The organism is Streptococcus sp. SV2 (genome assembly GCF_030440175.1).
Classification (GTDB): domain Bacteria; phylum Bacillota; class Bacilli; order Lactobacillales; family Streptococcaceae; genus Streptococcus; species Streptococcus raffinosi.
Genome location: NZ_JAQFJQ010000018.1, coordinates 1 through 24,958 on the forward strand (window position 1 = coordinate 1; position 24,958 = coordinate 24,958).

Sequence of the window (24,958 nt, forward strand, 5' to 3'; positions counted from 1 at the left end):
TTCTAAATTGATACCGTTATAAAAAATCAAGTCAGCTTGTGATGTTTTCTTTACATCATCAGGAAGAGGTTCGTATTCGTGAGGGTCCTTACCAACCGGGACAATACTGTGGAGAGTGATTTTATCTTCAGCAATGTTTTTGGTGATATCGGCAATAATGGAATTAGTTGTAACGACTCGTAATTTATCATTGCTACTGCCTTGTTTATTGCTACATGCTGCTAAAGCAACTACCGCTAAAAGTAATAGTGCCATTGTTGATAGTATTTTTTTCATAATATTTCCATCCTGTTATTTTATTGTTGATAAGTCTTATTCATGCCACTTTGTTTAGGGACGATGAAAAAGCTGATGAGAAAGAGAAGGGCAGATGTTAGTACAATACTTGAACCGGCCGCAATGTTAAAACTATAGCCGATAAAAAGACCTAGAACAGATGCTAGGGCCCCAAAACCTGATGAGAGGAGAATCATGGTTTTAAGGCTATTAGCATATAGATAGGCGGTGGCAGCCGGTGTGATTAAAAGAGCTACAATAAGAATAGTGCCAACACTTTGCATAGCAGTTACAGCAACCAAGGTTAGAATAACCATAAGTAAGTAATGGTAGAAAGTGACTTTAACTCCAATAGACTTAGCTAAGATTGGGTCAAAGGATGTCAGGAGTAGAGGGCGAAAGAAAATTGTTATAGTTGTTAGTACGAGAAGGGCAACGGCAATCGTTATCCACATATCCAAGTCTTGTACAGCCAGAATATTTCCAAAGAGAATATGAAAGAGATCTGTGGAACTATTTGCGATACCTATGAGAATAATACCAAGAGCTAGAAAGCTCGAAAAGGTAATACCGATTGCTGTGTCACTCTTAATAATGGAATTGCTTTTGATATAGGTAATTATAGTAGAAGCTAAAAGACCAAAGACGATAGCTCCTATGAAAAAATTAATACCTAAGATAAAGGAAATGGCTACTCCAGGTAAAACCGCATGTGAAATCGCATCACCCATAAGTGACATGCCTCTTAGAATAATAAAACAACCAACAGCCCCCCCGACAATTCCAACAACTAAAGCCGTTATAAGGGCGTTCTGCAAGAAGTGGAAATTAAGCAAACCATCAATAAATTCAGAAAACATTTGAATCTCCTTTATAAAATAAACTGTTTCCGTAGGTTTTACGGAGATTAGCCTCATTAAAAACAAGATTAGTAGGCCCGCTAGCAATCAATTTACGATTGAGAAGGATGACTTGGTCAAAATAATGAGGGACCTTGCTCAAATCATGGTGAACGATGAGAATAAGCTTGCCTTGTTTCCTAAGTTCTCTCAAGGTGTTCATGATAATATCTTCACTAACGGAATCAATCCCAACGAAGGGCTCATCCAATAGGAGGATATCTGCCTCTTGTAGAAGACAACGAGCGATCAGAACCCGTTGAAATTGGCCACCTGATAATTGGCTTATCTGGCGATGAGCCAGATCATTTAAACCGAGTAGAGCTAAAGCTTTTGTGACCTTAGACCAATCTCTTTTAGATAGACGTTTAAAGAACTTGGTTTTAGAATAGAGGCCTAGAGAGACGCACTCTCTGACAGTAATTGGAAAGTTAAAATCAATCTCCGCCTTTTGTGCAACATAGGAAAGATGATTCAATTGCTGACGAATAGGCTGTTTGTTGAATAGGAATTGCCCAGAGTGAGGGATAATACCAATAAGTGCTTTAATTAGGGTTGATTTGCCAGCACCATTAGGTCCAATAATCCCAGTGATACTTGGTCCGTCTAGGTTTAAGGTGATATTATCTAGAGCTAATGTCTGTTGGTAAGACACATTAATATTTTCAATTTGAATCATTAGTTGCCTCCTGTTAATTAATATATCTTAAAATAAAAATTAAGTCAAGTGAATATAATAAATTAAATCTGGTTAACTAAATCGTGTTAATTTAATCATCTTAGGGTAGTGAATGAGAGTACATTTTTATATCAACTATTCTAATCGGTCAGACTGTCTGATACTTTTGAGGAGGTAAAAAAGAACAGCATTTTCCACAATTTGTACTATTTCATTCTTTTTTTCAAGAAATCATTTAATTTTTATTTTCGAAAACTAGTCATCTTTCCATATTTTTGGCATAATAGAGGTATGGAATTTACAATTCAACGAATGACACGTATTGCCATTCTAACAGCACTGGCCATTGGATTACGGTCAGCTTTTATAGGGCTTCCCAATATTCAGCCTATAACAGCTATGTTTTTTGTCGCTGTGCTCTATTTAGGTTTGGTGGATGGCCTACTCATTATGGCTCTAACCATGGCTATCTCAGGCTTTCTATATGGCTTTGGCCCTTGGGTTTTTAATCAGATTTTGACTTTTGGAGTGTTGATGGCTCTTTGGAGTTTGATTGCCCCTCGGTTATCATTAGTTTGGCAGATTGTTTTGGTAACCATTTTGTCCTTTCTCTATGGTGTTTTAATGGATTATGGTTATGGTCTTCTGTTCAAGAGTGGCTTGACCTTCGTTATCTCAGGCTTACTTTATGACACTTACCATGCAGTATCAACACTGTTATTCTATCCATTTATCCAGTCTATTTTTAGGAGGTTTGTAAAATGAAAAAAATATTGTCATATATTGTTCTTGCCCTTTCTCTTGTCACCTTAGTTGCATGTGGTAAAAGCGAAGCAGCTAAGCTCACAAGAACAAGTAGCCAGCAGTCTCAGAGTCAAGGCAAGGTAACCTTGATTTTGAAAACAGAAAAAGAAAGTAAGAAGAAAGCAGTAAATATCCAAAAAGGTGATACTGTTCTTGATGTCTTGGAAGAAGTTTATCCAGTCCAAGAAAATGATGGTTTTATTACTGAGATTGACGGTATTTCTCAAGATAAAGACAAGGGCATCTATTGGATGTTTGATGTCAATGGCAAGTTAGGTGAGAAAGCCGCTAATCAACTTAAAGTTGAAAACGGTGATGAAATCAAATTCTACCAAGAGAAATATAATTAAGATTCTGGGCTCTGTTTCAGAGTCTTTTTTTAATAAAGTTCGGAAATAGGAGCAAGATGTTTTTCAAAAAAGTCCGAAGATTCCCAAAGAACTGACGATTTACAGAAAAAATAGTTTACTTTTGTTTTAAAAGTGATATGATAAAAGGGTACTACATAAAGTAAGGAGAATACGGTTTGGCTTTTAACAAATTGGAAAGCAGTAACAACCAGGAAATCATCTCTGAAGAAGTTGGTATCTTGAAAGAATTGTTGGATGATGCAACAAGAGGCATGGCTGGAGAGCAAGGCCTCACAACTATCCGACATTTGGTTGAACTTTATGATGAAGGTGACTATGTGGCCCTTACACAAGCCATTTCAAAAATGACAAATGACGATATGGTCGTGGCATCACGCTATTTCTCTTTGTTGCCTCTTTTGATTAACATCTCTGAGGACGTTGACTTGGCTTATGAAGTTAACCACAAAAATAATATTGACGAAACCTACCTTGGTAAGTTGTCTGAGACTTTTGATGTTGTCGCTGAAAGTGACAATGCGCGTGACATTCTTGAACATGTTAATGTCGTGCCAGTATTGACAGCTCACCCAACTCAGGTTCAACGTAAAACAATGCTTGAATTGACTAACCATATTCACGAACTTCTCCGTAAGCATCGTGATGTGAAGGCTGGTCTTATTAACAAGGATAAATGGTATGCGGATTTGCGTCGTTATGTGGAAATCATGATGCAAACTGATATCATTCGTGAAAAGAAACTTAAGGTTAAAAACGAAATCACTAACGTTATGGAGTATTACAACTCCTCATTGATTAAGGCGATTACAAACCTATCGCACGAATTCAAACGTTTAGCTGTTGAAAAAGGAATTGAACTTGATAATCCAACACCTATTACAATGGGGATGTGGATTGGTGGTGACCGTGATGGGAACCCATTTGTAACAGCAGAAACCCTCAAACTTTCTGCAACGGTTCAAAGTGAAGTTATCCTCAATTATTATATTGAAAAAGTTGATAACCTTTACCGTTCGTTCTCACTCTCATCACGTTTGACTGAAGTTTCAGAAACAGTAGCAGAAATGGCGAAACATTCTCCAGATACATCAGTTTATCGTGAAAATGAACCTTATCGTCGTGCTTTCAGTTACATTCAATCTAAACTGATTCAAACGCTTCTTTTCTTCAAAGAAGGTAACTTTAACAAGGAAAGAGTTTCTAAACGTCTTTCTGAAAAGGTTAGCCTCGGTTCAGTCTCAACTGGTGAAGTTGTAGCTGATTACGTGCAACAACGTCTCAGCCAAAGTCTTCAAGCTGTCTCTCAACAAACGACTGAATTTTATGAAACAGCTGAAGCTTTCCATGATGACCTTTTGGCAATTAAAAATTCACTTCTTGAAAATGACGATGCTGTCTTGATTTCAGGTGATTTCGAAGAGCTTCTTCAAGCAGTGGAAGTCTTTGGTTTCTATTTGGCTACAATTGATATGCGTCAAGACTCAAGTGTTCACGAAACTTGTGTTGCTGAGTTGCTTAAGTCAGCAAACATTGTTGATAACTATAGTGAGTTGACTGAGGTTGAAAAAGTTGCCGTTCTTCTTAAGGAATTGCAAGAAGATCCTCGTACTTTGTCATCAACTAATGTGCCTAAGTCTGAAATCCTTGAAAAAGAATTGTCTATCTTCCGCACAGCTCGTCTTTTGAAAGACCATATTGGTGAAGATGTGATCAAACAACATATCATTTCTCATACTGAAAGTGTATCTGATATGTTTGAATTGGCTATCTTGCTTAAAGAAGTTGGTTTGGTTGATACAGAACGTGCACGTGTCCAAATCGTTCCTCTCTTTGAAACTATCGAAGACTTGGAAAATTCTAACGATATTATGAAACAATATCTTGGTTATGATATTGTTAAACGTTGGATTAAAAATAGTAACAATTACCAAGAAATCATGTTGGGTTACTCAGACTCTAACAAAGATGGTGGTTACTTGTCATCTGGTTGGACCCTCTACAAGGCTCAAAATGAATTGACTAAGATTGGGGAAGAGCGTGGTATTAAGATTACCTTCTTCCATGGTCGTGGTGGTACTGTTGGTCGTGGTGGTGGCCCATCATATGATGCCATTACTTCTCAACCATTTGGTACAATCAAAGACCGTATCCGCTTGACTGAACAAGGTGAGGTTATCGGTAATAAATATGGTAACAAGGATGCTGCTTATTACAATCTTGAAATGCTTGTTTCAGCTGCTCTTGACCGTATGGTGACACGTCAAATTGCCGATCCAGAAGAATTGGTTGATTTCCGTGAGGTTATGGACGGAATTGTTCACGATTCAAATGTTATTTATCGTGACCTTGTCTTTGGAAATGAACATTTCTACGATTACTTCTTTGAAGCTAGTCCTATCAAAGAAGTGTCAAGTTTGAATATTGGTTCTCGTCCAGCTGCTCGTAAGACTATCACTGAAATTTCTGGTCTTCGTGCCATCCCTTGGGTATTCTCATGGTCACAAAACCGTATCATGTTCCCAGGTTGGTATGGGGTTGGTTCAGCCTTCAATCATTATATTCAAGCTGAAGAAGGTAACCTTGAAAAACTTCAACATATGTTTGAAACATGGCCATTCTTCCGTTCACTCTTGTCGAATGTTGACATGGTACTTTCAAAATCAGATATGAATATTGCCTTCCACTATGCACAATTGGCGAAAGATGAAGAAGTCCGTAGTGTCTTCGATATTATCTTGGATGAATGGCAATTGACTAAGAATGTTATTCTTGCTATTGAAAAACATGATGGTTTCCTTGATGAAAGCCCATCACTTAAAGCAAGTCTAGACTTCCGCTTGCCATACTTCAACGTTTTGAACTACATCCAAATTGAACTGATTAAACGTCTTCGTAACAATGATTTGACTGATGACGAAATTAGTCTTATCCATATTTCTATTAATGGTATTGCAACAGGACTTCGTAACTCAGGTTAATCAAACAGACAAACTATTGCTCATCACTATTGTGGTGGGCTTTTTGTTATGGCAAAATTTCTGTTATAATAAAACCATGATTGCTATGGAAACCATTGAAAAGCTGTCTAAAGAATCCCTACCAACGTTAACAGTCTTAGCTGGTGAAGATTTGGGGCAGTATAGTCAAGCTAAAGAAACATTTTTAAAACAAATCGGTTTTGATCCCAGTGACTTGACCTATTCCTATTTTGATATGTCTGAGACGACCTATCAGGAGGCTGAACTGGATTTAGAAAGTATGCCTTTTTTTGCGGATGAGAAGGTGGTCATTTTTGATCATTTCGCAGATATGACCACAGCGAAAAAATCCTATCTGGATGATAAGGAGCTAAAACGGCTTGAACGTTACCTTCAGTCGCCTGTGGAAACGACTCGACTTGTTTTAATGGCATCGGGTAAACTTGATGGTAAGCGTCGCTTAGTAAAACTATTAAAGCGTGATGCCTTGGTACTTGAAACCAGTCCTCTAAAGGATGCGGAACTTAAAACGTATTTTCAAAAAAAAGCGCATCAAGAGGGACTTATTTTTGATACAGGTGTTTTTGAGGAGCTCTTAATCAAGTCAAATTTTGACTTTTCAGATGTTCAAAAAAACATGGCCTTTTTAAAGGGCTACAAAGCGGAAGGAAATATCTCATCCAAGGATATTGCCGAAGCCATCCCAAAGAGCTTGCAGGATAATATCTTTGACATGACCCAACTCCTTTTACGAGGTGACATTAATGGGGTACGTGAACTGGTTCATGATTTGCGCCTCCAGGGAGAGGATGACATTAAGTTAATAGCGGTTATGTTGGGACAATTTCGCACCTATTTACAAGTGAAACTCCTATCTGCTCAAGGTAAAAGTGAACAGCAAATTATCGTAAGCCTTTCGGATTATCTAGGACGTAAAGTTAATCCATATCAGATTCGCTATGCTCTTAGAGACAGTCGTCCATTATCTATAGAATTTTTGAAGACGAGTATCAAGAGTTTGATTGAGACTGATTATCAGATTAAAACTGGTACTTACGATAAAGAGTATTTGTTTGATTTAGCACTTCTGAAGATAGGCTCACATCGTTAATATTTGAGATTTTTCGTGATTTAGTAAGCAAATTTTTTGAAAGCTCTATCATTTTAGGGTAAAATGAAGAAAAAATGAAATGAGGACCCTTAATATGGCTATTATCCTTCCAGACCTTCCTTACGCTTATGATGCATTGGAACCATACATTGATGCTGAAACAATGACCCTTCACCACGACAAACACCACGCAACTTATGTAGCAAACGCTAACGCTGCGCTTGAAAAACACCCTGAAATTGGTGAAGACCTTGAAGCGCTTTTGGCTGATGTCGAAAAAATTCCAGCAGATATCCGTCAAGCACTTATTAACAATGGTGGTGGACATCTTAATCACGCACTTTTCTGGGAACTTTTATCACCAGAAAAACAAGAACCAACTGCAGAAGTAGCAGCTGCTATTAACGAAGCTTTTGGTTCATTTGAAGCTTTCCAAGAAGCTTTTACTGCAGCAGCAACAACTCGTTTTGGTTCAGGTTGGGCATGGCTTGTGGTTAACGCAGAAGGTAAACTTGAAGTTGTTTCAACTGCCAACCAAGATACACCAATCTCAGACGGTAAAAAACCAATCTTGGCACTTGACGTTTGGGAACACGCTTACTACCTAAACTACCGTAACGTACGTCCAAACTACATCAAAGCCTTCTTTGAAATCATCAATTGGAATAAAGTTGCTGAGCTTTACGCAGCAGCTAAATAAGCCTAGAATCATCCTCATTCTTGAGGGTGATTTTTTTGTAATAGGGCTGTAAAATCTCCTTGCTTTTTAGGGCATTATAGCTTAAACTATTATTGTTATGAAAAAAAAGAAAAAACATTCAAGCAAAAAGTATAGTGGAAGTCGCCGAAAAACTAAAGACAAGAAGAAAGATTCGCTAGAACAAGACCTTCAAAACGATATCAAAAAAGATGGCAAAAATGATATCAAGGATGATAAGAAGGATGTCAAAAAAGATGCCAAAAAGTCCAAGAAGAAAGAAACGAAAAAAGAACATAAAAAGTCTTCTAAAAAATCTGTAGATAAGAAGCCTGCTAAGGAAACAGTCGTATCAGACGAACAAAAGGAAAAGGAACCAAAAACTGAACCTTTAGCATTAAGGAGCAAGCGTTCTAAGAAATCTAGATCTAAGTCAAAATCCAAGTCATCTCGAGATGATAAAAAAGCTTACCTTATTTTGGCTTTCCTAGGTGCTTTGGTGGTTCTTTTGTTTATTGCTATGCTTGCTCTAGCAGGGCGCGGTAAGCAAGCTGGTCACTCAGGTAACTTTGGAAATATTTTTGGATCCAGTTCAAAAGTGGCTAAAAAAGATGAGAAGGAAAAAGAGGAAAAGGTCACACCAACCAACAAGTCAGCTGAAGCTAAACAAGCTGTTATGGATGCTGATGCTAACACGATGGCGGCCAATGGTTTGACTTATGACTATGCCAATATGACTTTGAACCAAGTGGTCGAAGCTTATCTGGCTGATCAAGGTATTGATGCTAGCCAAATTGCTTTCTCATACAAGAATACCAAAACTAATGAGCATTATTCCATGAATGATACTCAACCAATGACTGCAGGCTCTACCTACAAATTGCCATTAAACATGCTTGTCATGGATGAGGTCAATAAAGGTAAACTTTCTTTAACGGAACGTTTTGATATTACGAACACTGAGTATGAGTATCAAGGTGAGCATGATAATTATGTTGCTGCCTTTGGTGGTTCAATGACCATTCCAGAAATGCAAGAATATTCTCTTGTATACTCTGAAAATACTCCAGCTTATGCTTTGGCAGAACGCCTAGGTGGTATAGAGAAATTCTATGGTATGCTTGATAAATATGGTAAGTCAAAAGGTGATGTTAAGACTATCCAAATGCATGGTAATAAGACAACAACAGATTATTACATTCAAGTTTTGGATTACCTTTGGAAACATCAGGACAACTACAAGGATATTCTCCATTACATTGGTGAATCATTCCCTAATGAGTACTATAAGACCTACCTTCCTGATTTAACGATTTATCAAAAACCAGGTTATGTCCGTGAAGCACTAAACGTTGATGCTATTGTTATGGAAGACACACCTTACATGGTAGCAATCTATACACGTTACCTCGGTGGTTCGACTGAAGACTCATCGGAAATTAGTGGTTGGGGTCTTCAACAACTGGGTATGCTCTGTTATGTGATTAACGAGTGGCACCGTGTTAATATGAATTAATAAATCAAAAAGCCGAAATCATCGGCTTTTTTTGCTTTATTTGATGAAAGTGAGAAATAAAATACTTACAAACAGAAAAGGTACAAATGCGATTTTTTGCTTGAGGTCTTTACTGACTAGGAAATAAATAAGTCCCAAAAGACAAGCTATTTCGATAGCCAGTAGTATTTGAGAAAATGGGAAAATGAGTGAGGCGCTTGCCAAGTAGAGAAAATCACCTTCTCCGATATTTAGGTGTTTGAGATAAGCTAGGATAGCAAGTGAGAGTCCTAAAGTAAAGGTTAGGTAAAAGTTTCCCAAAAAAATGAGAGGCGTAGTTCCAAGTAGCCAAATAACAAGTGGGTAAGATTGATGTTTTAAATCAAAGAGTGTTAGAAAGAGACTGAAAATAATAAAGTAGGCTTCAGCGAAATCTAGAAAGTGGTGTAAAAAGAGTAAACAGACTACTCCGCAGAACAGTTCAATAAAGAGATAACGATAAGGAATAGGTTTTTGACAAAAACGACACCTAGATTTTAGAATAAGTTGGGAGAAGACAGGAACCATCTCAAAAAATCGCAATGAGTGCTTACAAAAGCTGCAGTGGCTACTAGGAGTCACTATGGATTCTTCGGGGAAACGGTCACAAACCAAGCCAATGAATGAGCCTAAGGAAGCTCCTAGAAAAAAATAAATGATACTTAACATACCTATGTATTCGAAAAAGAGTCAAAAAAATCATTATATTTGACTCTTATTTAGAAATGTTCTAAAATAAAGACGTAAACAATAGTAATTCTAAATAAGGAGAAAAAATATGGTACATACAATTAAAGAAACTATCACTGAAACAGTTAATGATCATGTTACAGCATCAACAAACACTAAAACTAAAGCAGTCTTGAATCAAGCAGTTGCTGATTTGTCTGTGGCAGCTTCAATTGTCCACCAAGTACACTGGTATATGCGTGGTTCTGGTTTCCTTTATCTTCATCCAAAAATGGATGAATTAATGGATAGCTTGAACGGTCATCTTGATGTTATTAGCGAACGTTTGATTACTATTGGTGGGGAACCATTTTCAACACTCGTTGAGTTTTCATCTAATTCAGGATTGACAGAAACTACAGGTACTTTTGATAAATCAATGACTGATCAAATCCAGTTGTTGGTTGATACATATAAATACTTGTCAGTTTTGTTCCAAGTTGGTTTGGATATTACAGATGAAGAAGGAGATGCTCCTTCAAATGATATCTTTACAGCAGCTAAGTCAGAAATTGATAAAACAGTATGGATGTTGACTGCTGAACTTGGTAAAGAACCTGGCTTGAAATAAGCATTTTTCTGAGTTAAGATGATTGTCAAGAGTTCCTTTAAAAGTGTATAATATTAACAAAATACTTTTAGAAGAAGGGATGGACGATATGTCTCAACATCGACGTAGTTTAAGCGTTTATGAAGATGTCTTGAATCAGTTAAAGGCGAAGGGAATTCGATTGACGGAGTCTCGCAAAGCTGTTATCCGTTATTTGATGATGTCTGATCAGCACCCTAGTGCAGATGTGATATATTATGATCTCCTCCCTGACAACCCAGGTATGAGTCTTGCGACTGTTTATAACAATCTAAAAGTTTTGGTTGAAGAGGGAATCGTCTCAGAAATTAAAGTAAACAATGATAATACGACCTACTATGATTTTATGGGACATGATCATTTGAATATTGTTTGTGAAAAATGTGGTCATATCACTGACTTAGACTTGCCAATTCCTTCTTTCAAGGAAGAAGTTGAATCGCAGACAGGATTCCGTATCACTCGAGAACAGATGATTTTCCATGGCATTTGCCCGAATTGCCAATAGATTAAAACCTGAGTCTTATCGGCTTGGGTTTTAAATTTTGCATTGATAATTTGTAAAGGTTTTCAATAGTCTCTTGTCATGACTGAAGCTTTTTGCTAAAATATTGCTATGAGAACTTTATATGATGTTCAACAGTTGTTGAAGCAATTTGGCATAATAGTTTATCTAGGTAAAAGACTTTATGATATTGAGATGATGAAAATTGAGTTAGAGGCTCTTTACCAGAATGGCTTAATTGATAAAGACAATTATCTATCTGCTGAAATGATTTTACGACATGAGCATCGCATTGAAATGGAGAAAGAAAATGAGCAAAAAACTCTTGGGTATTGACCTTGGTGGAACAACTGTCAAATTTGGTATTTTGACTGCAGAAGGTAGCGTTCAGGAAAAATGGGCTATTGAAACAAATACGCTTGAAGATGGACGTCACATCGTTCCAAATATTATTGAGTCCTTGAAACACCGTTTGACAATGTACGGACTCACTGCAGACGACTTCATTGGAATTGGAATGGGCTCTCCAGGTGCTGTTGACCGTAAAAATAAAACAGTAACAGGTGCCTTCAACCTAAACTGGGCAGATACTCAAGAAGTTGGATCTGTCATTGAAAAAGAATTAGGTATTCCATTCGCTATTGATAATGATGCAAATGTGGCTGCCTTAGGTGAACGATGGGTTGGTGCTGGTGCCAACAATCCAGATGTTGTTTTTGTAACACTTGGAACAGGTGTAGGTGGCGGTGTTATCGCTGATGGTAATTTGATTCATGGTGTTGCTGGTGCCGGTGGCGAAATCGGTCATATTATCGTTGAGCCTGAAACAGGTTTTGAATGTACATGTGGCAATAATGGTTGTTTAGAAACTGTAGCCTCAGCAACTGGTGTGGTTCGTTTGGCACGTCATATGGCCGAGGAATATGAAGGCGATTCAGCCATTAAGGCTGCTGTAGATAATGGTGAACAAGTAACAAGTAAAGATATCTTTATGGCTGCTGCTGAGGGAGATAAATTCGCAGATAGCATTGTTGACAAGGTGTCAGAATACCTTGGACTTGCCACAGCAAACATTTCAAACATCCTTAACCCTGATTCTGTAGTTATCGGTGGTGGTGTTTCAGCTGCTGGAGAATTCTTACGTAGTAGAGTAGAAAGCTATTTTGTACGTTATGCTTTCCCACAAGTACGTCGTACAACAAAAGTGAAATTGGCTGAGCTTGGTAATGATGCTGGTATCATTGGAGCTGCAAGTCTGGCTCTTACAATTCAAAAATAATGCGAAAAGGTGTATCTGACCAACTGGGGTCTTATTACACCTTTTTCTTATTGAAAAACGTTTACAATTGGTCTGGGTTCTGCCATTTTCTTAAAATTGTGGTATACTTGAAAAGTTGAAATAAAAATTAAAGAGGAAAAAATGACTAAATATAGAGAAGACATCCGTAACGTTGCCATTATTGCGCACGTTGACCACGGGAAAACAACACTTGTAGATGAATTGTTGAAACAATCACATACCCTTGATGAACGTAAGGAACTTGATGAGCGTGCAATGGACTCTAACGATCTTGAAAAAGAACGTGGTATTACTATCCTTGCTAAGAATACAGCCGTTGCTTACAAAGGTACTCGTATCAATATCATGGACACACCGGGGCACGCAGACTTTGGTGGAGAAGTTGAACGTATCATGAAAATGGTTGATGGGGTTGTCCTTGTTGTTGATGCCTACGAAGGAACTATGCCTCAAACACGTTTTGTGTTGAAAAAAGCGCTTGAGCAAAATTTGACACCAATTGTTGTTGTTAACAAGATTGATAAACCATCAGCTCGCCCTGAAGAAGTTGTTGATGAAGTCCTAGAACTCTTCATCGAACTTGGCGCCGATGATGATCAGTTGGAATTCCCAGTTGTATATGCATCAGCGATTAATGGTACATCATCATTGTCAGATAATCCTGCTGATCAAGAGCACACTATGGCTCCAATCTTTGACACGATTATTGATCACATCCCAGCTCCTGTAGATAACTCAGATGAGCCACTTCAATTTCAAGTGTCACTTCTTGACTACAACGACTTTGTTGGACGTATTGGTATTGGACGTGTCTTCCGTGGAACTGTAAAAGTTGGTGACCAAGTTACTCTTTCAAAACTTGACGGAACAACTAAAAACTTCCGTGTTACGAAACTTTTTGGTTTCTTTGGTTTGGAGCGTCGTGAAATTGATGAAGCTAAAGCTGGTGACTTGATTGCCATCTCAGGTATGGAAGACATCTTCGTTGGTGAAACAATCACACCAACAGATGCTGTTGAACCATTGCCAGTACTTCGTATTGATGAACCAACTCTTCAAATGACTTTCTTGGCCAACAACTCACCATTTGCCGGTCGTGAAGGTAAACACGTAACATCACGTAAGGTTGAAGAACGTCTTTTGGCAGAATTGCAAACGGACGTTTCTCTTCGTGTAGATCCGACTGATTCACCTGATAAATGGACGGTTTCAGGTCGTGGTGAATTGCACTTGTCAATTCTTATTGAAACAATGCGTCGTGAAGGATATGAACTTCAAGTATCTCGTCCAGAGGTAATCATTAAAGAAATTGATGGTGTAAAATGCGAACCATTTGAACGTGTTCAAATTGATACTCCTGAAGAGTACCAAGGTTCTATTATTCAAGCCCTTTCAGAACGTAAAGGTGATATGCTTGATATGCAAATGGTTGGTAATGGTCAAACACGTATTATTTTCCTTGTACCAGCACGTGGTCTTATCGGATTCTCTACTGAATTCTTGTCTATGACACGTGGTTACGGTATCATGAACCATACCTTTGACCAATACATGCCAGTTGTAGCGGGAGAAATCGGTGGACGTCACCGTGGTGCCCTTGTTTCTATTGATACAGGTAAGGCGACAACTTATTCAATTATGCGTATTGAAGAGCGTGGTACAATCTTTGTTAACCCAGGTACAGAAGTATATGAAGGTATGATTGTCGGTGAAAATGCTCGTGAAAATGACCTTGGTGTTAATATCACTACAGCAAAACAAATGACAAATGTTCGTTCAGCTACGAAGGACCAAACAGCCGTAATCAAGACTCCACGTATCTTGACACTTGAAGAATCCCTTGAATTCTTGGATGATGATGAGTACATGGAAGTAACACCTGAATCTATCCGCTTGCGTAAACAAATTTTGAATAAAGCAGAGCGTGATAAAGCTAACAAACGTAAGAAGAAAGCAGCAGAAGCTGAATAATTTATAGGGAGGAGAAGGGATGTTTTATCTGATTGTTGCTATATTGATTTCGTCATTTTATTTCTTTATTGCACCCAAGTCGGTAAAAAACACCATGAATCTCCTCTTTGTCATGGTTACCTCAGCATTGCTATTACTTTTAGCAGTGTTATCAATCATCAAATTTTTTAGTTTACCTGGTGAGTTTTTTGTCACGGTGGGAATGCTTGTATTGAGTTATTTTACCTTAAAAGATTTCTTTTCCATGTCAGAGCTAAATCATGAAAAAACTGAACAAAAAGAAAATTAAGTACCATGAACCTTAAAAAGTCAATCATTCAGGTTGGCTTTTTTCTGTACTTAGAAGAGGTAACTTCTTGAAATAGGTTGGGATAAAAGGTAAAATGGTTATGATACAATTTGAGAGAATGGACGAATTATGAAATCAATAACACAATTTGAAAATAAAAAAGTTTTGGTCCTTGGCTTGGCAAAATCTGGTGAAGCAGCTGCTCGTCTCTTGGCTAAGTTGGGAGCTATCGTCACTGTTAATGACGGAAAACCTTTTGAGGAAAACCCTTCGGCTCAGGCTCTTCTTGAAGAAGGAATTAAGGTTGTTTGTGGTGGACATCCTCTTGAGCTTTTGGATGAAAATTTTGAACTAATGGTCAAGAATCCTGGGATTCGTTACGACAATCCAATGGTAGCCCGTGCACTTGAAAAAGGAATTCCAGTCTGGACTGAAGTTGAATTGGCTTACCTAGTGTCAGAAGCACCGATTATTGGTATAACTGGCTCAAACGGTAAGACGACAACGACAACTATGATTGCTGATGTCCTAAATCATGGTGGTAAGTCTGGCGTCTTGTCAGGAAATATCGGCTTCCCTGCATCAGAAGTTGCCCAATCAGTGACCGCTCAAGACACCTTAGTTATGGAATTGTCTTCTTTCCAATTGATGGGAATTAACAGTTTCCATCCCCACATTGCGGTTATTACCAATTTGATGCCAACACATATTGATTATCACGGTAGTTTTGAAGCATATGTGGCAGCCAAATGGAATATTCAAAATCGAATGACCTCAGATGATTTCATTATTTTGAACTTTAACCAAGATCTTGCTAAGGAGTTGGCTACTAAGACGAAAGCACAAGTCGTTCCATTCTCAACTGTGGAAAAAGTAGATGGAGCCTATCTTGAAAACGGGGGTCTTTACTATAAAGGTGAGTTGATTATGCAAGCCGATGAGATTGGTGTTCCTGGTAGTCACAATGTTGAAAATGCTTTGGCTACAATTGCGGTTTCTAAGCTGTCAGGTGTTTCAAACCAGGCTATCAAAGAAACTTTAGCAAGTTTTGGAGGAGTTAAGCATCGTCTTCAATTCGTTGATACCATTAACGACGTGAAATTCTATAATGATAGTAAGTCAACAAACATTTTGGCGACTCAAAAAGCACTTTCTGGATTTGATAATAGTAAAGTCATTTTGATTGCTGGTGGTTTAGATCGTGGTAATGAATTTGATGAACTCGTTCCTGATATTACAGGAGTCAAGAAAATGATTATTTTGGGAGAATCCGCTCCTCGTGTCAAACGTGCCGCTGAGAAAGCAGGTGTATCTTATCTTGATGCTAAAGATGTAGCTGATGCGACACGTATTGCTTTTGATCAAGCCAATGCAGGAGATGTTGTTTTATTGAGTCCTGCTAACGCCAGCTGGGATATGTACAAGAATTTTGAAGTGCGTGGTGATGAATTTATCGCAACGGTTGAGCAATTGAAGGGATAAGCTATGGCAAAATCGAAAAAGATTGTTTTTACCGGTGGTGGAACAGTTGGACATGTGACCCTAAATCTTATCTTAATTCCAAAGTTCATCAAAGATGGATGGGAGGTTCACTATATTGGTGATAAGCATGGCATCGAACATGAACAAATCTCTAAATCTGGTTTAGATGTTACCTTCCACAGTATTGCTACAGGGAAGTTACGTCGATATTTTTCATGGCAAAACATGCTTGACGTTTTTAAAGTTGGTTGGGGAATCCTTCAATCTATTGCGATTATTGCAAAGATTCGGCCACAAGCACTTTTTTCTAAGGGCGGATTTGTCTCTGTACCGCCAGTGATTGCTTCTAAATTATTAGGAGTTCCTGTTTATGTGCATGAGTCTGATCTTTCTATGGGGTTAGCCAATAAAATTGCCTACAAGTTTGCGACTACGATGTTTACGACTTTTGAGCAACCAAAAGCTTTGACAAAGACAAAACATGTTGGCGCTATTACTAAGGTTGGTGTGGCACAAACAGGACAAAAAGATATCCTCGATAATATTAAGAAACAGTTTGATGCCAATTTGAAAACCGTTCTTTTTATCGGTGGATCAGCTGGTGCAAAGGTTTTTAATGATTTTATTAGCAATACTCCACAACTGACTGAACACTACAATGTCATTAATATTTCTGGTGATTCTTCATTAAATACCTTACAACCTCATCTATACCGAATTGATTATGTAACAGATTTGTACCAACCTCTTATGGATTTGGCTGATTTAGTAGTAACTCGGGGTGGTTCAAATACCATTTTTGAATTATTGGCGATGAAAAAACTGCATGTAATCATTCCTTTGGGGAAAGAAGCTAGCCGTGGAGATCAACTTGAAAATGCTGCTTATTTTGAACGAAAAGGTTATGCCCGCCAATTACAGGAACCTGATTTAAGTTGGGCAACTTTGAATGATGAGCTAGAACAACTTGTTGAAAATGCAAAGACTTACAAAGAAGCTATGGCAAAATCTGAGGAAATCACATCTCCTGATGATTTTTACCACCTATTAGTAACTAGTATTTCAAATAAATAAAGGAATTTCATGGCAAAAAAGGAACAAAATTCACAAGAAAAACAAGTTCTGACGGAGTGGCAGAAGCGAAACTTGGAATTTTTAAGAAAAAAAGAGAGCGAAGATTCTGAAGGTATAGAGAAAGAGAATACTCCAATCGAAAACAAGGTACCGGAAAAGAAGAAGGTTAAAAAGAAAAAAAAGGCCAAGAAGAAAAAAAAGAATAAGTTGAAATCAAGCAGTAACATTCCTATTGCACAACAAAATCTTGCTGGTCTCATTGTCTTCTCAGCTGCTATTTTAATTGTGTTTTCACTCTTCTATATCTCGCCTTGGTCTAAGCAAAAGATTATCACTGTCTCAGGAACAAAAAATGCTTTGCCAGAAGATGTGAAAGTGGCAAGTGGTATTCTTGATACAGATTATATTAGTTATGTCTTTTTAAATCAGAACAAAGTTGCGAGAACTGTTGAAAAAACAAATGTCTGGATTAAAAAAGCGAATGTGACCTATGACTTTCCAAATCAATTTAACATTGCAGTAAAAGAATACCCGATAGTGGCTTATCGTCAAACTGGCAATGGTTATATGTCAATTCTCGAGAGTGGTAAAACTGGTGGAACGGTTTCAACAGGAAATCTTCCAGATAAATTTATTACTTTAAAAATAGATGATGACAAGAAAATTGAAGAACTTGTAAAAGAGCTAAATCAACTGGATGCTAAAATCAAAAATAACATTCAGATTATTAATTTAACGCCTACCAAGGCAACTTCAGATTTGTTGACTATTGAGTTGTATGATGGCAATACCATCCGTGTCCCACTATCTCAATTAACAACCAAGTTACCATATTACCAAAAAATTAAAAAACATCTTTCAGATGGGACTATTGTTGATATGGAAGTTGGTATTTATACGACGACTCCGGAAGTTGAAGCATCAAAATCTGAAAAATCCGATAAGGATAAAAAGAAAGATAAAGACAAGACTGATAGTAAAGAAACCAGTGCTACTTCTGAAGAAGGGCAAGAGTCAGAATCGTCTGTACAAAGTTCTGGAGAGGATACTAATACCGAAAGTTCAAGTGACCAAGGAGAAAGTATTCCTGCAGTAGGGCAAGAAAACTCACATCAAACTTCCCTAGCTCAGGGTTAATATTGAATAATAAAAAACGTAAAATGCTGACATTTTACGTTTTTTTATGGTACAATAGTATCCGAATAATTCTGTTTTTATACAGTTTACAAAGATATTGAATGGAAAGATTGAGAGGTCGAGTGAATGGCTAGAGATGGCTTTTTTACAGGATTAGATATAGGAACTAGCTCGATTAAGGTTCTTGTTGCTGAATTTATTGATGGATCAATGAATGTCATCGGAGTAAGTAATGTTAAGAGTTCTGGTGTGAAAGATGGTATCATTGTTGACATTGACGCTGCAGCGAAATCCATCAAAACAGCTATTGAACAAGCAGAAGAAAAAGCTGGTATTGTTATTGAGCAAGTTAATGTTGGGCTTCCAGCTAATCTTCTTCAAATTGAGCCTACCCAAGGGATGATTCCTGTAACAAGTGAATCAAAAGAAATCAAAGATGAAGATGTTGAAAGTGTTGTTCGCTCAGCCTTGACTAAGAGCATTACACCTGAGCGTGAGGTTATTTCGCTAGTTCCTGAAGAGTTTATCGTTGATGGCTTCCAAGGAATTCGTGATCCTCGTGGAATGATGGGAATTCGTCTTGAAATGAGGGGTCTCATTTATACAGGACCAACAACAATCCTTCACAATCTTCGAAAGACGGTTGAACGTGCAGGTATTAAGGTTGAGAATATTATTATCTCACCTCTTGCGATGACACGTGCGGTCTTAAATGAAGGTGAACGTGAGTTTGGTGCTACAGTCATTGATTTGGGTGGCGGTCAAACTACCGTTGCAAGTATGCGTGCGCAAGAACTTCAGTTTACCAATATTTATTCTGAAGGTGGCGAATACATCACAAAGGATATTTCAAAGGTTTTGAAGACTTCCATGCAGATTGCAGAAGCGCTTAAGTTTAATTTTGGTAATGCTGATATTGACGAAGCAAGTGAATCTGAAACTGTTCAAGTTGAAGTTGTAGGTGAAAATTCACCTGTTGAAATCACTGAAAAATACCTTGCTGAAATTATCTCAGCTCGTGTGAAACATATCTTGGACAGAGTGAAACAAGATTTGACTCGTGGTCGTCTACTTGATTTACCTGGTGGTATCGTCCTTGTAGGTGGTACAGCTATTATGCCTGGTGTAGTTGAAGTTGCTCAAGAGCTTTTTGAGACAAATGTCAAACTTTACGTACCAAATCAAGTAGGCATTCGTAATCCGATGTTTGCAAATGTGATTAGTCTTGTTGAGTATGTTGGCCTTCTTACAGAAGTTGATATTATTGCTCAACGAGCAGTATCTGGTGAAGAGTATCTCCGTCGTAAACCTATCGACAATGAGGCTCCTGCATTGAGTTTTGACAGAACTCCAGCACCATCACCAGCGCCACGAGTGGCTCCACAACCTAACCCTATTCCAGTTGAGAATACAATCGAAGTGCCTTTGCCAGTTGAAGAAGGAAATCATGAACCAAAACAAAAACTTGGAGATCGTGTTCGTGGTATCTTTGGTAGTATGTTCGATTAATTTAATCTAGAAAAAGCGAGGAAATAAAATGAGTTTTTCATTTGATAGCGCATCTGTTCAAGGTGCTGTCATTAAAGTTATCGGTGTCGGTGGAGGTGGCGGAAACGCCATCAACCGAATGATTGAAGAAGGTCTTTCTGGTGTTGAATTTATCGCAGCTAATACTGATATTCAAGCGCTCAGCTCTTCAAAAGCAGAAACAGTTATCCAATTGGGCCCTAAATTGACCCGTGGACTTGGTGCCGGAGGTCAACCTGAAGTTGGTCGTAAGGCGGCTGAAGAAAGTGAAGAAACACTTACAGAAGCACTTACAGGATCTGACATGGTATTTATCACTGCCGGTATGGGTGGAGGTTCTGGTACAGGAGCAGCTCCAGTAATTGCACGTATTGCCAAAAGCTTAGGTGCATTGACAGTTGCAGTTGTAACACGTCCGTTCGGATTTGAAGGTAACAAACGTGGTGCTTATGCGGTTGAAGGTATTCAAGAGTTGCGTGAGCAAGTTGATACACTTCTTATTATCTCAAACAACAATCTTCTTGAAATTGTTGATAAGAAAACTCCACTTCTTGAAGCCCTTAGCGAAGCAGATAATGTTCTCCGCCAAGGTGTCCAAGGTATTACGGATCTTATCACTAATCCAGGCTTGATTAACCTCGACTTTGCTGATGTGAAAACAGTTATGGCAAACAAAGGTAATGCGCTTATGGGTATTGGTATTGGTTCTGGTGAGGAACGTATTGTTGAAGCTGCACGCAAAGCAATCTTCTCGCCACTTCTTGAAACTACTATTGATGGTGCAGAAGACGTAATTGTTAACGTAACTGGTGGTCTTGATATGACTCTTACAGAGGCTGAAGAAGCTTCTGAAATTGTTGGCCAAGCAGCTGGTAACGGTGTTAACATTTGGTTGGGTACATCAATTGATGATACATTGAAAGATGAGATTCGCGTAACTGTTGTTGCTACAGGAGTTCGTCAAGATCGTGCTGATAAAGTAGCGGGAGTGAAAGCTCAACCTCGCAAAGTGACATCAGTACCGTCACAACCAGCAGCACCTGTTCAGCAAGCAATTCAAGAAGAACAACGTCCAGTTTCTCAACCTTCATTTGAACGTCAACCAAATTTTGACTATAATGAAACACCTTCAATGCCTCAAGCAGGGGTTCGTCCTGCAGCGGCAGCATCTCAACAAGAGCAGTCTGCTTTTGGAAACTGGGACTTAAGACGTGATAATATCTCACGTCCTGAAACTGGCCAATTAGATAGTCAGTTGACTATGTCTACATTTTCAAGTGAAGTTGAGGATGATGATGAGTTGGAAACACCACCATTCTTTAAAAATCGTTAATAATGACTATAGAAGAAAATAAAAATAATGTTTATCAAGCGGTAAAGGCAGCTTGTGAGAAGGCTAATCGCTCTAGTGATGAAGTCAATATTATTGCCGTAACCAAATATGTCTCTAGTGATATTGCTGAAGAATTGGTTAAAACAGGAATTAAACACATTGCTGAAAATCGCGTGGATAAATTCTTAGATAAGTATCAAGCTTTAAACAATTATGATTTGACCTGGCACCTTATCGGTACCTTACAGCGTCGAAAAGTAAAGGATGTTATTAATTTAGTTGATTATTTTCACGCCTTGGATTCTGTAAAATTAGCAGAGGAAATTCAAAAGCGTGCCAATCATACGATTAAATGTTTCCTTCAAGTTAACGTTTCAGGTGAGGAATCAAAACATGGTTTTTCGCCTGAAGAACTTGATACAGTTCTAGACCAAATTAAAAATCTTGATAACATTTGTATTGTTGGACTAATGACAATGGCACCAATTGATGCAGATAATCAAGAACTTGATGAGATTTTCTCACAGACAAATGAACTTAGAAAATCAATTCAAGAGAAAAAAATAAAGAATGTTCCTTGTGATCAATTAAGCATGGGGATGAGTCGAGATTTTGATGAGGCAATTCAAAATGGATCAACCTTTGTCAGAATCGGCAGTGCATTCTTTAAAGAGAACGGAGATTAACCTTATGGCATTAAAAGACACAATTGATAAAATTGTTTCATATTTTGATACCGACGAAGTAACCGATTATGAAGATGCTGCAAAAGAAGAAGAGAAAAAACGTCCTGTAAAAGTGCAGAGACCAGTGCAGACACAACCTCGTCAGCAACGTCAACCTGAGCGTTCACAGGCAACAGTTCCTCCTCGTCGTCAACATGTTAACGCAGACTTGCAGGAGACACAAGTTCTTCGTAGTTTACCTTTGAGTCGTTCACAAGCAAATCAGGGACCACATCAAATGAGTACAACAAAAACAACAATTGCAATTAAATATCCTAAGAAATATGAAGATGCTCAGGAAATTGTAGAACTTTTGATCGAAAATGAATGTGTTTTGATTGATTTTCAGTATATGTTAGAGGCACAAGCTCGTCGTTGTCTTGATTTCATTGATGGTGCAAGTAAAGTACTTACCGGGAATCTTCAAAAAGTTGGCTCTTCAATGTACTTGCTTACACCAATCAATGTCGTTGTTGACATTGAAGAGATTGGCTTGGCACACGGTAATCAAGAAGCCAACTTTGACTTTGATATGAAGAGACGTTAAGCAATGTCTATATTACTATATGTTATTTGGGCACGTGTCGTTAACGTTGCAGAGATACTTCTTGTTGTCTACGCTTTGTTATCTTGGTTTCCAGGAGCCTATGACACTAGCCTTGGAAGAATCATTAGACAAATTGTTAATCCGATTCTTGCGCCATTTCGTCGTCTGAATTTGGTCTTTGCTGGTGTTGACTTTTCAATCATCGTAATCGTTCTTTTGTTGAATTTTTCTCTCACTATTCTTAGGAATATTCTATTCTGATGTCAGAAAATAAAAATATTGAACAGCATTATTCGTTAGATGAACGTCCTTTTTTAGAAAAGGTTAGGGGATTTTGCCAATTGGTTGAAGATAGGTATAGTCCTTATTTGACTGATTTCTTAAATCCCCGTGAGATTCAAATTGTTGAAGATTTAGCAAATTACTATCATTTAAAATTCTTTGTAAGTTCAAATCTTGAGACGGAGGAGTATAGAAGAGTTATTATAGCTCCGGATTATTATGAGCTCTCTGATGATGACTTTGAGATTAAGCGGTTAGAGGTTTCTTATGCAAGACAGTTTAACACCTTGACTCATCCAAAAGTTTTGGGGACTTTGATTAATCAACTTGGACTTGAACGACAAGTATTTGGTGACATCATTATCAATGACGATGGACGTATTCAATTTTCGATAGCATCTCACCTAGCAAACTATGCTATAATGACTATCAAAAAGATTGGTAATGTTTCCGTTACACTTAAGGATGTTAGTGAAGGGAATTGGATTACAAATCAAGAAAACTACTCACATTCTTTTGTTTTACTTTCTAGCATGCGTCTTGACAATGTGTTAGCAACCGTGTTAAATTTATCACGCTCTAGGGCCTTGAAGCTGATTTCATCTGGTAAAGTCAAATTAAATTATAGACAAGTTGAGAAGGCTGACCAGTTGATTACTATTGGTGATATGATTTCGGTTCGGGGTTTCGGTCGATTTCGATTGGCCGAACAAGAAGGATTTTCAAAATCTGGTAAAGCTAAAGTCACTATTAATAGCATGTTGAGACGAAGAAAAAAGTAGGTATTTAATTTAAAATCATCAGAGATGGTAATGTAAATAGAGGGGATCTGTAATGGCAATTACAGTACTTGAGATTATCGAAAAACAGTTTACAACTAAATTTCGTGGCTACAATCAAGAAGAAGTAGATGAATTTCTTGATATTATCGTAGATGGTTATGAAGAATTAGTTCATGAAAATCGTGAACTTGCTGCTCGTGTAAAAGAGCTTGAAGAAATGGTAAAAAAATAAAGGAGGCCTGTAATGGCAATCACAGCACTTGATATTAAAGATAAACAGTTTACAACTAAATTTCGTGGATACAATGAACAAGAAGTAGATGAATTTCTTGATATTATCGTTGATGATTATGAAGATTTAGTTCGTGATAATCGTGAGCTTGCTTCTCGTGTAAAAGAGCTTGAAGAAAAATTGGCTTATTTTGATGAAATGAAAGAATCACTAAGCCAATCAGTTATCTTGGCTCAAGAAACAGCTGAAAAAGTTAAAGCTTCAGCAGCTGACGAATCAGCTAACTTGATTAATAAAGCTAACTTCAATGCAACGCATTTGGTTGAAGAAGCTAAATCTAAAGCATCTGAAATTCTTCGTGATGCTACTGATGAAGCGAAACGTGTTGCTATTGAGACAGAAGAGCTTAAACGTCAAAGTCGTGTTTTCCATCAACGTCTTTTGGCTGCAGTTGAAGGTCAACTTAGCTTAGCAAGTGCTCCAGAGTGGGGTGAATTGTTGCAACCAACAGCTATTTATCTTCAAAACTCAGATGCTGCCTTTAAAGAAGTTGTTGAAAAAGTTTTGGACGAACATGTCCCAGATTCAAATGATGCAGCTTCATTTGATGCAACGCGTCAATTTACTCCTGATGAAATGGCTGAACTTCAACGTCGTGTTGCTGAAAGTAACAAGAAAGTCGAAGATTTCTCTAATCAAGAATTTGAAGAAACTAATGAAACTGTTTCGACCCCAGTTGATTTAGGTAACTCAGATTCTTTCGATAGCGAAGCAGCAGACTTTCCAACTTCTGCACCAGTAGATGAAGATTTTGATTTTCAACCTGAAACAACAGGTGAAGTAAACCTTAACGAAACACAAACTTTTAAATTGAATATTGGCGAATAAGAAAAATAAAACTTACCAAGTATATTTTCAGCGAGTGGGAGATGGTGTGAGTCCCACATTCCCTATTTGGCCGGTTATCATTTTCTTTGGTTCTGACTGAATCAAGTAAGTTAGAAGGATGGTCCTCCTTACGGACATATGAGGGAGCAATTTTATATTTGCTCTAAACAAAGGTGGTACCACGAGCTTTCGTCCTTTTTGATGAAGGCTCTTTTTA

General features: G+C 37.9%; 26 protein-coding genes and 1 pseudogene. 23 read left to right on the forward strand and 4 right to left on the reverse strand.

Features of this window, described 5'->3' with window-relative positions; all coding sequences use genetic code 11:
• The 3 genes from PCY14_RS08465 to PCY14_RS08475 form a co-directional block, all read right to left on the reverse strand.
• A partial coding sequence (locus PCY14_RS08465; RefSeq protein WP_301363417.1) for a zinc ABC transporter substrate-binding protein occupies positions 1–276 on the reverse strand: 276 nt, incomplete at its 3' end.
• Between the two features lie 20 nt (positions 277–296).
• Positions 297–1,136, reverse strand: coding sequence for a metal ABC transporter permease (locus tag PCY14_RS08470; protein WP_037608790.1), 840 nt, complete (start codon positions 1,134–1,136; stop codon positions 297–299).
• Complete coding sequence (locus PCY14_RS08475; RefSeq protein WP_293930337.1) at positions 1,126–1,854, reverse strand: metal ABC transporter ATP-binding protein; 729 nt, start codon at positions 1,852–1,854, stop codon at positions 1,126–1,128. Before PCY14_RS08475 ends, PCY14_RS08470 begins: the two co-directional genes overlap by 11 nt.
• A 291-nt stretch (positions 1,855–2,145) precedes the next feature.
• Between PCY14_RS08475 and PCY14_RS08480 the strand changes: the two genes are divergently transcribed.
• The 6 genes from PCY14_RS08480 (at position 2,146) to PCY14_RS08505 (ending at position 9,331) form a co-directional block, all read left to right on the forward strand.
• Complete coding sequence (locus PCY14_RS08480) at positions 2,146–2,619, forward strand: hypothetical protein (RefSeq protein ID WP_285955820.1); 474 nt, start codon at positions 2,146–2,148, stop codon at positions 2,617–2,619.
• Complete coding sequence (locus PCY14_RS08485; protein WP_008534264.1) at positions 2,616–3,008, forward strand: DUF4430 domain-containing protein; 393 nt, start codon at positions 2,616–2,618, stop codon at positions 3,006–3,008. The genes PCY14_RS08480 and PCY14_RS08485 overlap by 4 nt, the downstream gene beginning before the upstream one ends.
• A gap of 176 nt (positions 3,009–3,184) precedes the next feature.
• Entirely contained in the window at positions 3,185–6,007 is a 2,823-nt protein-coding gene (gene ppc, locus PCY14_RS08490) for a phosphoenolpyruvate carboxylase (RefSeq protein ID WP_295591938.1), read from the forward strand.
• Between the two features lie 76 nt (positions 6,008–6,083).
• A complete protein-coding gene (gene holA, locus PCY14_RS08495; protein WP_164376440.1) occupies positions 6,084–7,118 on the forward strand; it encodes a DNA polymerase III subunit delta in 1,035 nt (344 codons plus the stop codon).
• A gap of 94 nt (positions 7,119–7,212) precedes the next feature.
• Complete coding sequence (gene sodA, locus PCY14_RS08500) at positions 7,213–7,818, forward strand: superoxide dismutase SodA (RefSeq protein WP_008534268.1); 606 nt, start codon at positions 7,213–7,215, stop codon at positions 7,816–7,818.
• Positions 7,819–7,915: 97 nt separating this feature from the next.
• Positions 7,916–9,331, forward strand: a complete 1,416-nt coding sequence (locus PCY14_RS08505; protein WP_002887646.1) for a serine hydrolase — start codon at positions 7,916–7,918, stop codon at positions 9,329–9,331.
• Positions 9,332–9,367: 36 nt separating this feature from the next.
• Here the strand turns inward: PCY14_RS08505 and PCY14_RS08510 are convergent, their stop codons facing one another.
• Entirely contained in the window at positions 9,368–10,018 is a 651-nt protein-coding gene (locus PCY14_RS08510) for an A24 family peptidase (protein ID WP_164376418.1), read from the reverse strand.
• A gap of 109 nt (positions 10,019–10,127) precedes the next feature.
• On the opposite strand from PCY14_RS08510, the gene PCY14_RS08515 reads away from it, so the two are divergent.
• The 17 genes and pseudogenes from PCY14_RS08515 (at position 10,128) to PCY14_RS08595 (ending at position 24,741) form a co-directional block, all read left to right on the forward strand.
• Positions 10,128–10,649, forward strand: coding sequence for a Dps family protein (locus tag PCY14_RS08515; RefSeq protein ID WP_021152040.1), 522 nt, complete (start codon positions 10,128–10,130; stop codon positions 10,647–10,649).
• Positions 10,650–10,737: 88 nt separating this feature from the next.
• Complete coding sequence (locus tag PCY14_RS08520; protein ID WP_002887639.1) at positions 10,738–11,175, forward strand: Fur family transcriptional regulator; 438 nt, start codon at positions 10,738–10,740, stop codon at positions 11,173–11,175.
• A gap of 108 nt (positions 11,176–11,283) precedes the next feature.
• Positions 11,284–11,508 carry a YqgQ family protein gene (locus PCY14_RS08525; RefSeq protein ID WP_008534273.1) on the forward strand — a complete coding sequence of 75 codons (225 nt, stop codon included), beginning with the start codon at positions 11,284–11,286 and terminating at the stop codon, positions 11,506–11,508.
• Positions 11,483–12,451, forward strand: coding sequence for an ROK family glucokinase (locus PCY14_RS08530; RefSeq protein WP_164376417.1), 969 nt, complete (start codon positions 11,483–11,485; stop codon positions 12,449–12,451). The genes PCY14_RS08525 and PCY14_RS08530 overlap by 26 nt, the downstream gene beginning before the upstream one ends.
• A gap of 141 nt (positions 12,452–12,592) precedes the next feature.
• The gene (gene typA, locus PCY14_RS08535) at positions 12,593–14,443 is read left to right on the forward strand and encodes a translational GTPase TypA (RefSeq protein WP_002887637.1); all 1,851 of its coding nucleotides are present in this window, start codon (positions 12,593–12,595) and stop codon (positions 14,441–14,443) included.
• A 19-nt stretch (positions 14,444–14,462) separates the two neighbouring features.
• Complete coding sequence (locus PCY14_RS08540) at positions 14,463–14,732, forward strand: DUF3165 family protein (protein WP_002887635.1); 270 nt, start codon at positions 14,463–14,465, stop codon at positions 14,730–14,732.
• Between the two features lie 129 nt (positions 14,733–14,861).
• Entirely contained in the window at positions 14,862–16,214 is a 1,353-nt protein-coding gene (gene murD, locus PCY14_RS08545) for a UDP-N-acetylmuramoyl-L-alanine--D-glutamate ligase (protein WP_164376416.1), read from the forward strand.
• Positions 16,215–16,217: 3 nt separating this feature from the next.
• Entirely contained in the window at positions 16,218–17,288 is a 1,071-nt protein-coding gene (locus PCY14_RS08550) for a UDP-N-acetylglucosamine--N-acetylmuramyl-(pentapeptide) pyrophosphoryl-undecaprenol N-acetylglucosamine transferase (protein ID WP_008534279.1), read from the forward strand.
• Positions 17,289–17,297: 9 nt separating this feature from the next.
• Positions 17,298–18,425 (forward strand): FtsQ-type POTRA domain-containing protein, encoded by a 1,128-nt coding sequence (locus tag PCY14_RS08555; protein WP_164376414.1) that lies wholly within the window; start codon positions 17,298–17,300, stop codon positions 18,423–18,425.
• A gap of 126 nt (positions 18,426–18,551) precedes the next feature.
• Positions 18,552–19,934, forward strand: coding sequence for a cell division protein FtsA (gene ftsA, locus PCY14_RS08560; protein ID WP_002887627.1), 1,383 nt, complete (start codon positions 18,552–18,554; stop codon positions 19,932–19,934).
• A gap of 28 nt (positions 19,935–19,962) precedes the next feature.
• A complete protein-coding gene (ftsZ, locus tag PCY14_RS08565) occupies positions 19,963–21,285 on the forward strand; it encodes a cell division protein FtsZ (RefSeq protein WP_008534281.1) in 1,323 nt (440 codons plus the stop codon).
• A gap of 2 nt (positions 21,286–21,287) precedes the next feature.
• Complete coding sequence (locus tag PCY14_RS08570; protein ID WP_008534282.1) at positions 21,288–21,971, forward strand: YggS family pyridoxal phosphate-dependent enzyme; 684 nt, start codon at positions 21,288–21,290, stop codon at positions 21,969–21,971.
• Positions 21,972–21,975: 4 nt separating this feature from the next.
• The gene (locus PCY14_RS08575) at positions 21,976–22,557 is read left to right on the forward strand and encodes a cell division protein SepF (protein ID WP_008534283.1); all 582 of its coding nucleotides are present in this window, start codon (positions 21,976–21,978) and stop codon (positions 22,555–22,557) included.
• Between the two features lie 3 nt (positions 22,558–22,560).
• Positions 22,561–22,818 carry a YggT family protein gene (locus PCY14_RS08580; protein ID WP_008534285.1) on the forward strand — a complete coding sequence of 86 codons (258 nt, stop codon included), beginning with the start codon at positions 22,561–22,563 and terminating at the stop codon, positions 22,816–22,818.
• Positions 22,818–23,621, forward strand: coding sequence for a YlmH/Sll1252 family protein (locus tag PCY14_RS08585; protein ID WP_021152033.1), 804 nt, complete (start codon positions 22,818–22,820; stop codon positions 23,619–23,621). The genes PCY14_RS08580 and PCY14_RS08585 overlap by 1 nt, the downstream gene beginning before the upstream one ends.
• 52 nt (positions 23,622–23,673) lie before the next feature.
• Positions 23,674–23,844, forward strand: a pseudogene (locus PCY14_RS08590) (DivIVA domain-containing protein); the annotation flags it as partial.
• Positions 23,845–23,865: 21 nt separating this feature from the next.
• The gene (locus PCY14_RS08595) at positions 23,866–24,741 is read left to right on the forward strand and encodes a DivIVA domain-containing protein (RefSeq protein WP_021145623.1); all 876 of its coding nucleotides are present in this window, start codon (positions 23,866–23,868) and stop codon (positions 24,739–24,741) included.
• The last annotated feature ends 217 nt before the right edge of the window (positions 24,742–24,958 follow it).

Excerpts from the sequence above, each read along its gene's own strand:
- PCY14_RS08470 (WP_037608790.1), bottom strand. The coding sequence starts at position 1,136 with ATGTTTTCTGAATTTATTGATGGTTTGCTTAATTTCCACTTCTTGCAG.
- PCY14_RS08475 (WP_293930337.1), bottom strand. The coding sequence starts at position 1,854 with ATGATTCAAATTGAAAATATTAATGTGTCTTACCAACAGACATTAGCT.
- PCY14_RS08480 (WP_285955820.1), top strand. The coding sequence starts at position 2,146 with ATGGAATTTACAATTCAACGAATGACACGTATTGCCATTCTAACAGCA.
- PCY14_RS08485 (WP_008534264.1), top strand. The coding sequence starts at position 2,616 with ATGAAAAAAATATTGTCATATATTGTTCTTGCCCTTTCTCTTGTCACC.
- holA (WP_164376440.1), top strand. The coding sequence starts at position 6,084 with ATGATTGCTATGGAAACCATTGAAAAGCTGTCTAAAGAATCCCTACCA.
- sodA (WP_008534268.1), top strand. The coding sequence starts at position 7,213 with ATGGCTATTATCCTTCCAGACCTTCCTTACGCTTATGATGCATTGGAA.
- PCY14_RS08505 (WP_002887646.1), top strand. The coding sequence starts at position 7,916 with ATGAAAAAAAAGAAAAAACATTCAAGCAAAAAGTATAGTGGAAGTCGC.
- PCY14_RS08510 (WP_164376418.1), bottom strand. The coding sequence starts at position 10,018 with ATGTTAAGTATCATTTATTTTTTTCTAGGAGCTTCCTTAGGCTCATTC.
- PCY14_RS08515 (WP_021152040.1), top strand. The coding sequence starts at position 10,128 with ATGGTACATACAATTAAAGAAACTATCACTGAAACAGTTAATGATCAT.
- PCY14_RS08520 (WP_002887639.1), top strand. The coding sequence starts at position 10,738 with ATGTCTCAACATCGACGTAGTTTAAGCGTTTATGAAGATGTCTTGAAT.
- PCY14_RS08525 (WP_008534273.1), top strand. The coding sequence starts at position 11,284 with ATGAGAACTTTATATGATGTTCAACAGTTGTTGAAGCAATTTGGCATA.
- PCY14_RS08530 (WP_164376417.1), top strand. The coding sequence starts at position 11,483 with ATGAGCAAAAAACTCTTGGGTATTGACCTTGGTGGAACAACTGTCAAA.
- typA (WP_002887637.1), top strand. The coding sequence starts at position 12,593 with ATGACTAAATATAGAGAAGACATCCGTAACGTTGCCATTATTGCGCAC.
- PCY14_RS08540 (WP_002887635.1), top strand. The coding sequence starts at position 14,463 with ATGTTTTATCTGATTGTTGCTATATTGATTTCGTCATTTTATTTCTTT.
- murD (WP_164376416.1), top strand. The coding sequence starts at position 14,862 with ATGAAATCAATAACACAATTTGAAAATAAAAAAGTTTTGGTCCTTGGC.
- PCY14_RS08550 (WP_008534279.1), top strand. The coding sequence starts at position 16,218 with ATGGCAAAATCGAAAAAGATTGTTTTTACCGGTGGTGGAACAGTTGGA.
- PCY14_RS08555 (WP_164376414.1), top strand. The coding sequence starts at position 17,298 with ATGGCAAAAAAGGAACAAAATTCACAAGAAAAACAAGTTCTGACGGAG.
- ftsA (WP_002887627.1), top strand. The coding sequence starts at position 18,552 with ATGGCTAGAGATGGCTTTTTTACAGGATTAGATATAGGAACTAGCTCG.
- ftsZ (WP_008534281.1), top strand. The coding sequence starts at position 19,963 with ATGAGTTTTTCATTTGATAGCGCATCTGTTCAAGGTGCTGTCATTAAA.
- PCY14_RS08570 (WP_008534282.1), top strand. The coding sequence starts at position 21,288 with ATGACTATAGAAGAAAATAAAAATAATGTTTATCAAGCGGTAAAGGCA.
- PCY14_RS08575 (WP_008534283.1), top strand. The coding sequence starts at position 21,976 with ATGGCATTAAAAGACACAATTGATAAAATTGTTTCATATTTTGATACC.
- PCY14_RS08580 (WP_008534285.1), top strand. The coding sequence starts at position 22,561 with ATGTCTATATTACTATATGTTATTTGGGCACGTGTCGTTAACGTTGCA.
- PCY14_RS08585 (WP_021152033.1), top strand. The coding sequence starts at position 22,818 with ATGTCAGAAAATAAAAATATTGAACAGCATTATTCGTTAGATGAACGT.
- PCY14_RS08595 (WP_021145623.1), top strand. The coding sequence starts at position 23,866 with ATGGCAATCACAGCACTTGATATTAAAGATAAACAGTTTACAACTAAA.